This window comes from Acidovorax sp. SRB_24 (assembly GCF_012931925.1).
Window position 1 is genome coordinate 1 of record NZ_MWOM01000113.1, and the last position, 6,078, is coordinate 6,078.

Below are 6,078 nucleotides of genomic sequence, written 5' to 3' on the forward strand. Positions count from 1 at the left end.
CGGCCTGCCGCAGACCATGTGCCGATGGCGGCGATGGCAGGCACAGGCCTGCGGCGGCGCCCCAAACCCTGACACGAACGGCAAGCCCTCCAGGGCCACTGCGGCGGGCCAACATGCTGCACGCAGGCACGCGCTGCCGGATGCTTCACCACCAACGCACCGGCGTCCCCGTGCTTCTGTAAAATATTACAGTCAGTTACCAAAGGTGCCGTGGGTGAAAAGAACAAACAGAGGGCCAGGATCTGCGCTACACAGAGCGCATGACGAGGCCGTGCGACCGGCGCCCACCAGCACCCGCCAAAGCCTCGTCTATGATGCAGGCCACGTCTCTGGAGAGCACCACCCCATGGCGGATTTGCAAGACACCGTGATGAATGCGGCTGCCCCCGCCTGTGCTCGCCCGGGGGCTGGCCGGACCCCATGAAATACGAATTCTGTGCCCGCACCGACTGCGGCCGGGTGCGCGCCAACAACGAAGACGCCGTGGCCGTGGACGCACACGCCCAGGTGGCCGTGCTGGCCGATGGCATGGGCGGGTACAACGCCGGCGAAGTGGCCGCCGCCATGGCCACCTCCTCCGTCTGCGCCGAAATGGGTCGCTGGCTCGCGCAGGCCAGCTCTCCGGTGCCCGCCCGCGCGCTGCGCCGCGCCCTCGAAACCTGCGTGGACAGCGCCAACCGGGCCATCTTCGACGCTGCCCAGTCCAACCCCGTGTATGCCGGCATGGGCACCACACTGGTGGCCGCCGTGTTCAGCGGCCACCGGCTGCTGCTCGGCCATGTGGGCGATTCGCGCGGCTACCGCCTGCGCGCCGGCCAGCTTATGCAGCTCACGCGCGACCACTCGTGGCTGCAGGAGCAGGTCGACGCCGGCCTGCTCACGCCGCGGCAGGCGGCGCTGTCGTTGGGCCGCAACCTCGTCACGCGGGCGCTGGGGGTCGAGTCCCAGGTGCAGCTCGAAACCACCGAATTCCCGGTCGAGTCCGGCGACCTGTTTCTCCTGTGCTCCGACGGCCTGAGCGAAATGCTCGACCATGCCGAACTGACCGCCCTCATGGCCGCCCATGTGCCGCTCGAAGAGAAGGCCAGCCGCCTCATCGCCGCCGCCAACGCCCATGGCGGGCGCGACAACATCAGCGTGCTGCTGGCCCAGGCCGGCACGGCGCAGCCGCGGCGCAGCTTCATGTCGCGCTGGCTCAAGGCCGCCTGACCCAGCCGCACGCCCTTATGCACCCCACCACCAGGAGTTGGCCATGCCCAAACTGATCCTCTCGATCGATGGAGTCGCCATCAAGGAAATCGAGCTGACCAAAGAGCGCACCACGCTCGGGCGCAGGCCCTACAACGACATCGTCATCGACCACCTGGCCGTCAGCGGCGAGCACGCCGTGCTGCACATGCTGGAAGCGCAGGCTGTCGAAATCGAGGACCTGAACAGCACCAATGGCACCTATGTGAACGGCAAGGCCATCGGGCGCCAGCTGCTGCGCCATGGCGACACCGTCGAACTGAGCAAGTACAAGATCCGCTTCCTCGACGAGGCCGAAGCCGAGGGCTACGAAACGACCGTGGTCGTCAAGCACCGCATGGCGAGCGCCCCGCGGCCCCTGGCGCGCACGGTGCCCGCTGCCGCGGCCGCCAGCCCGGCCGTGATCCGCGTGCTCACGGGCCCCGCCGCCGGGCGCGAAGTGGCGCTGACCAAGGTGGTCACCACCATCGGCAAACCCGGCGTCGCCGTGGCCTCCATCACGCGCCGCCACCAGGGCTTCGTGCTTGCGCACGTCGAAGGACCCGAGTTGCCGCGGGTCAACGGCGCAGCGGTGACCGGCAGCGCCACCCCTCTGCAAAGCGGCGACTGCGTGGAGCTGGCGGGCACGCAGATGCAGTTTGTGCAGGGGGTGACGGGGGCAGCGCTCTGAGCGCGCTGGCCGCGAAGGCGGCGGTAGACAGGTGGGCGCGATCAGCGCTCCTTGTTTGATAGCTGCCAGCGCTTACTGCGCAAGGGCAAGAAGCTAATTTTGCCTGAAATTGAAGAATACCGTGGCGGTGTAAAGCGTTGGTGCCTGCGCAGGCCAGCGCTGCCACTGACTCGCTGCAGGTGGTCACGCATTTGATTTGTAAGACAAAGATGCACCTTGTGACATCTTCGGAACGACAAAATTGTCAAATGCGCGCATGCAGACGCAAGACGCGACACCGCAGCGAGAGATGCTGAGGAATTTCGCAAAAATTGACACGTCTTGTTGCATTCGATGACTGGCACGGAACCTGCTTTGGTTGTTACGAACCTGGGGAGTTCTTCTGCAGGTTTTTCATTGCAATTGATTTTGAGGAGAGATTTATGAAGCGCTCTATGCAAATGGCCCAGAAGGGTTTCACGCTGATCGAGTTGATGATCGTTGTCGCGATCATTGGTATTTTGGCGGCAGTGGCTCTGCCGGCCTATCAGGACTACACCATTCGCGCCAAGGTTTCTGAAGGCTTGGTTCTGTCGTCGGCTCTCAAGACGGCTATCTCGGAAACCTTCCAGAGCAAGGGCCCTGTCGACATGGCTTGCACCAGCGATGTGACTTGCGCAAAGCTGGGCGCATCGCAGATGGATGCAACTGCTCTGGCAGGCAATAAGAACGTGAAAGACGTGACCAGCGTTAGCAGTGGCGTTATCACCATTGCATATAAGCCAGCAGTGGTGCCTGCAACCAAGGAGGCCTTGGTGATTGCTCCTGTGAATGCTGATGGTACGGCACTCGATCTTTCTGCTGATGCCAATGCAGGCAAACAAATCAGCTGGGTGTGTGGCACGGGTGTTGCTGCCACTGCTAGCACGCTGGAGGCGAAATACCGCCCAGCAAACTGCCGTTAATCCACGACATAAACAAAAAACCGCCTTCGGGCGGTTTTTTGTTTTAACAATTCATTTTTTAAAACAAATGGCCTGACATTTATTTTGGTTGGATCGAGAAGGGAAAATTGTACATGTGCTTGTGTTCAATGGCGCTATAAACTCGCTGGCATGAATGCTGCTTGCAATTTGATTGAGATTATTAATTTGCCATAGGAGTTTTCATGTACCGCTTCATACAAAAAGGCTTCACCCTGATCGAACTGATGATCGTGGTGGCAATCATCGGCATTCTGGCTGCCGTGGCTCTGCCGGCCTACCAGGACTACACCATCCGTGCCAAGGTTTCCGAAGGTGTGGTTCTGTCGTCGGCCCTCAAGACGGCCATCTCGGAAACCTTCCAGAGCAAAGGCCCCGTAGACATGGCCTGCACCACCCCGACGGATTGTGGAACGCTGGGCACAACGGCGATGGGTGCCACGGAACTTGCAGGCAACAAGAATGTGGGCTCGGTCACCAGTTCTTCGACAGGCGTGATTGCCATCGCTTACAAGCCGGCTGTGGTGCCTGCGGGCGCCGAAACCCTTCGCATAGAGCCGGTAAACCCTGCAGGTGCCGCTCTGGACTTGTCCTCGGTCGCTAATTCAGGCACTCAGCTCACCTGGGTATGCGGCACGGGTCCCACTGCCAGCACGTTGGAAGCCAAATACCGCCCTGGCAACTGCCGCTAGGCTTTCGGATGAAGGCGGCCGGGTCACTTTGCGGCCGCTTCTACAACGGCGATGGAGAAAATGCCTGAGCGGCATCCGTTCACAGGCAACACCCATATAGCAAATAGAGTACGGGAGTACGCAAAGCGCCAGTGACGACATGAATTTTGAAAAACGTTTGAAAGCTGCACTACCTGCAGCAGGATGGCATTTGCTTGGCAGTGCCTTGATTGCGGCTCTGTTGGCAGTTCCCGTGTTTGGCCTGTGGTATCCCTATCCGTACCGCGAACTGGCGGGAGGCCTCGCATTGTTTTGCCTGCTGGCGGGGGTGGATGTGGTATGCGGGCCGTTACTGACCTTGGTGCTCTTCAATCCCCAAAAGCCACGCACTGAGTTATTGCGTGACCTGGCTTTGGTGGCCGTGATTCAACTGGGGGCTTTGGGGTACGGTTTGTGGACTGTCACTGTGGCACGCCCCGTGCATGTGGTGTTTGAAACAGACAGATTTCGGTTGGTCACTGCGGCAGAAATCGATGCCGCCGATTTACAGCAGGCCCCGGACGGTCTACGCCAACTGCCGTGGGGTGGCCCCACCCTCATCAGCGTAAGAGAGCCGCTTGATGGAGACGAATTGTTGAAAAGCGTGGAGTTGTCTTTAGCGGGACAAGACCCCTCGCTGCGTCCAGGCTGGTGGCAGGCATACGCCGTCGGACTGCCGCAGGTGCTGGAGAGAGCCAGACCCTTGACTGAGTTGGCGCAGGCCCGCCTTGAAAAAAATCCTTTGCTTGAAAAGGCAGTGCGCAAGTCCGGCATGCCCGCATCCGATTTGCTGTGGCTGCCTCTTACCAGTGCACGCACGATGGAATGGGTGGTGTTGCTGGACAAAGCAACCGGGCAGCCCCGTGCCTATGCACCGATCGATGGATTTCGCTGAAGAAGAAGCATTGGAATAAGGGGCCCATTTCATTTAAGAAAATCGGGGTCAGATGATAAGCCTTAGTCAGATTCCCCCATGATTACCGTATATATCAAGCGTTAGTAGCCATCAAAACAGAAGCAAAATAAGAGACAAACACTTAGTTCGACAGGCGCGAGGTGCGCCGTTTGATTTTTGCGCGGTTCGAAAGCCCCGGAGCCATGGGCGAGCTTAATTGGCCAAGGTCCAGGTCTGCACGCCGCTGAAAAACCGGTGTGCCACACCGGTTTTTTTGGAGAACGGGCCACTCGAGGCCCGGACGGCAGCGCCGCCCTTTCGTGCTTTACCGCGTAATCCGCGTGATTTTCGACCCCTGCAGCGATACGCCCGCCTCCAAGCCGGTGTTCGTCATCACATAGCTGGTGACCGGGGCCTGCGCGGTCGTGGTGTCGATGCTGCCATTGGCGCCGATGTGGCCTGCCGCCACGGTGGCATCGACGCCGCCCGACCAGCCGTTGCCGTTGACGAACTTGTCGAGCGCGTCCTGGGTGTTGAACACATAGATCACGGCCTTGGACTGGCCGCCGGCCTGCCAGCCGATGGAAGCCCCGGTGGTGGTGTAGTAGCTGTGCGTCTTGTTGGCCACGCGCAGCACGCCTTCGCCGTGCTGCACGCCGATCACGAAGCTGCCGCCGATCACGGCCGGAAACACCAGCACGCCCTTGGCGCGCGCGACCAGTTCGCGCGAGCCGGGGGCCGTTTCATAAAGGCGCGACAGCGTGGCGTTGGCCTGCGATTCGAGCGAGGCGCGGTCCGCGCGCGGCGAGGCCTGGGCACTCTCCTTGGTGGTGGTGCAACCGACCATGGCAACCCCGGCGGTGCCCACCACGGCAGCGACCAGCAAAGAGCGGAGTGAAAGTGTTTTCATGGAAGACCTCCTGGATGAAAGGTGGAACAACTTCAACCGCGCCCAGGTGTCGGCCAAAAAAACCGCGCTGGCGCACGTCTGGTCTTTATGGTAATGGGGTTGCGCACCGCTTGAGTCAACGCGGCATCAAGTCGGCCTGTGCGCCTACACGCCGGGCGCCGCGCGGCCTGCCCCTGCGCGCCGCGGCCCGCGCGCACGCTTTACCGGCGGCGCGCCGCCGCATACAGGCCCTGCACCTTGGGCACGTTCTCCTCGAGCTCGCGGATGCGCTGCGGGCCGCTGGGGTGGGTCGAGAGGAACGCAGGGCCGCCCTGTCCGCCCGTGGCCTGGCCCATCTTGCGCCACAGCGTCACGGCCGCTTCGGGGTTGTAGCCGGCGCGCGCAGCCATCTCCAGGCCGACGAGGTCGGCGTCGCTCTCGTCGCCGCGGCTGAACTTGAGCGTGAGCAGCTGGCCACCCAGGTTGGCGGCGAGGTTGCCCATGTCGCCCAGGCCCAGCAATTGCGCGCCCAGGCGCAGGCCGAGGTTGGTGGCCTCGCTCTTGGCCATGCGCGCACGCGCGTGCTCGCGCAGCGCATGCGCCATCTCGTGGCCCATGACCATCGCGGCTTCGTCGTCGCTGAGCTTGAGCTGGTCGAGGATGCCGGTATAGAACGCGATCTTGCCGCCGGGCATGCAGAAGGC

7 protein-coding genes are annotated in these 6,078 nt (G+C 61.9%); 5 read left to right on the forward strand and 2 right to left on the reverse strand.

Annotated features, from left to right (window positions below; translation table 11 throughout):
• Positions 1-420 precede the first annotated feature (420 nt).
• From B2J89_RS20445 to tfpZ, 5 genes are all read left to right on the forward strand, one after another.
• Positions 421-1,209, forward strand: coding sequence for a Stp1/IreP family PP2C-type Ser/Thr phosphatase (locus B2J89_RS20445; RefSeq protein WP_169170691.1), 789 nt, complete (start codon positions 421-423; stop codon positions 1,207-1,209).
• Positions 1,210-1,252: 43 nt separating this feature from the next.
• Positions 1,253-1,918, forward strand: a complete 666-nt coding sequence (locus B2J89_RS20450) for an FHA domain-containing protein (RefSeq protein ID WP_169170701.1) — start codon at positions 1,253-1,255, stop codon at positions 1,916-1,918.
• A gap of 440 nt (positions 1,919-2,358) precedes the next feature.
• Positions 2,359-2,862, forward strand: a complete 504-nt coding sequence (locus B2J89_RS20455) for a pilin (protein WP_256368863.1) — start codon at positions 2,359-2,361, stop codon at positions 2,860-2,862.
• Between the two features lie 203 nt (positions 2,863-3,065).
• Positions 3,066-3,572, forward strand: coding sequence for a pilin (locus B2J89_RS20460; protein WP_169170703.1), 507 nt, complete (start codon positions 3,066-3,068; stop codon positions 3,570-3,572).
• 139 nt (positions 3,573-3,711) lie between these two features.
• On the forward strand, positions 3,712-4,485 hold the full coding sequence (gene tfpZ / locus B2J89_RS20465) for a TfpX/TfpZ family type IV pilin accessory protein (protein ID WP_169170704.1): 774 nt from the start codon (positions 3,712-3,714) through the stop codon (positions 4,483-4,485).
• 325 nt (positions 4,486-4,810) lie between these two features.
• Here tfpZ and B2J89_RS20470 read toward each other — a convergent pair whose 3' ends face one another.
• Positions 4,811-5,395: a YSC84-related protein gene (locus B2J89_RS20470; RefSeq protein ID WP_169170689.1), complete on the reverse strand. Its 585-nt coding sequence runs from the start codon at positions 5,393-5,395 to the stop codon at positions 4,811-4,813.
• Between the two features lie 200 nt (positions 5,396-5,595).
• Positions 5,596-6,078 (reverse strand): M48 family metallopeptidase (locus B2J89_RS20475; RefSeq protein ID WP_169170688.1); only part of this gene is annotated, 483 nt, incomplete at its 5' end.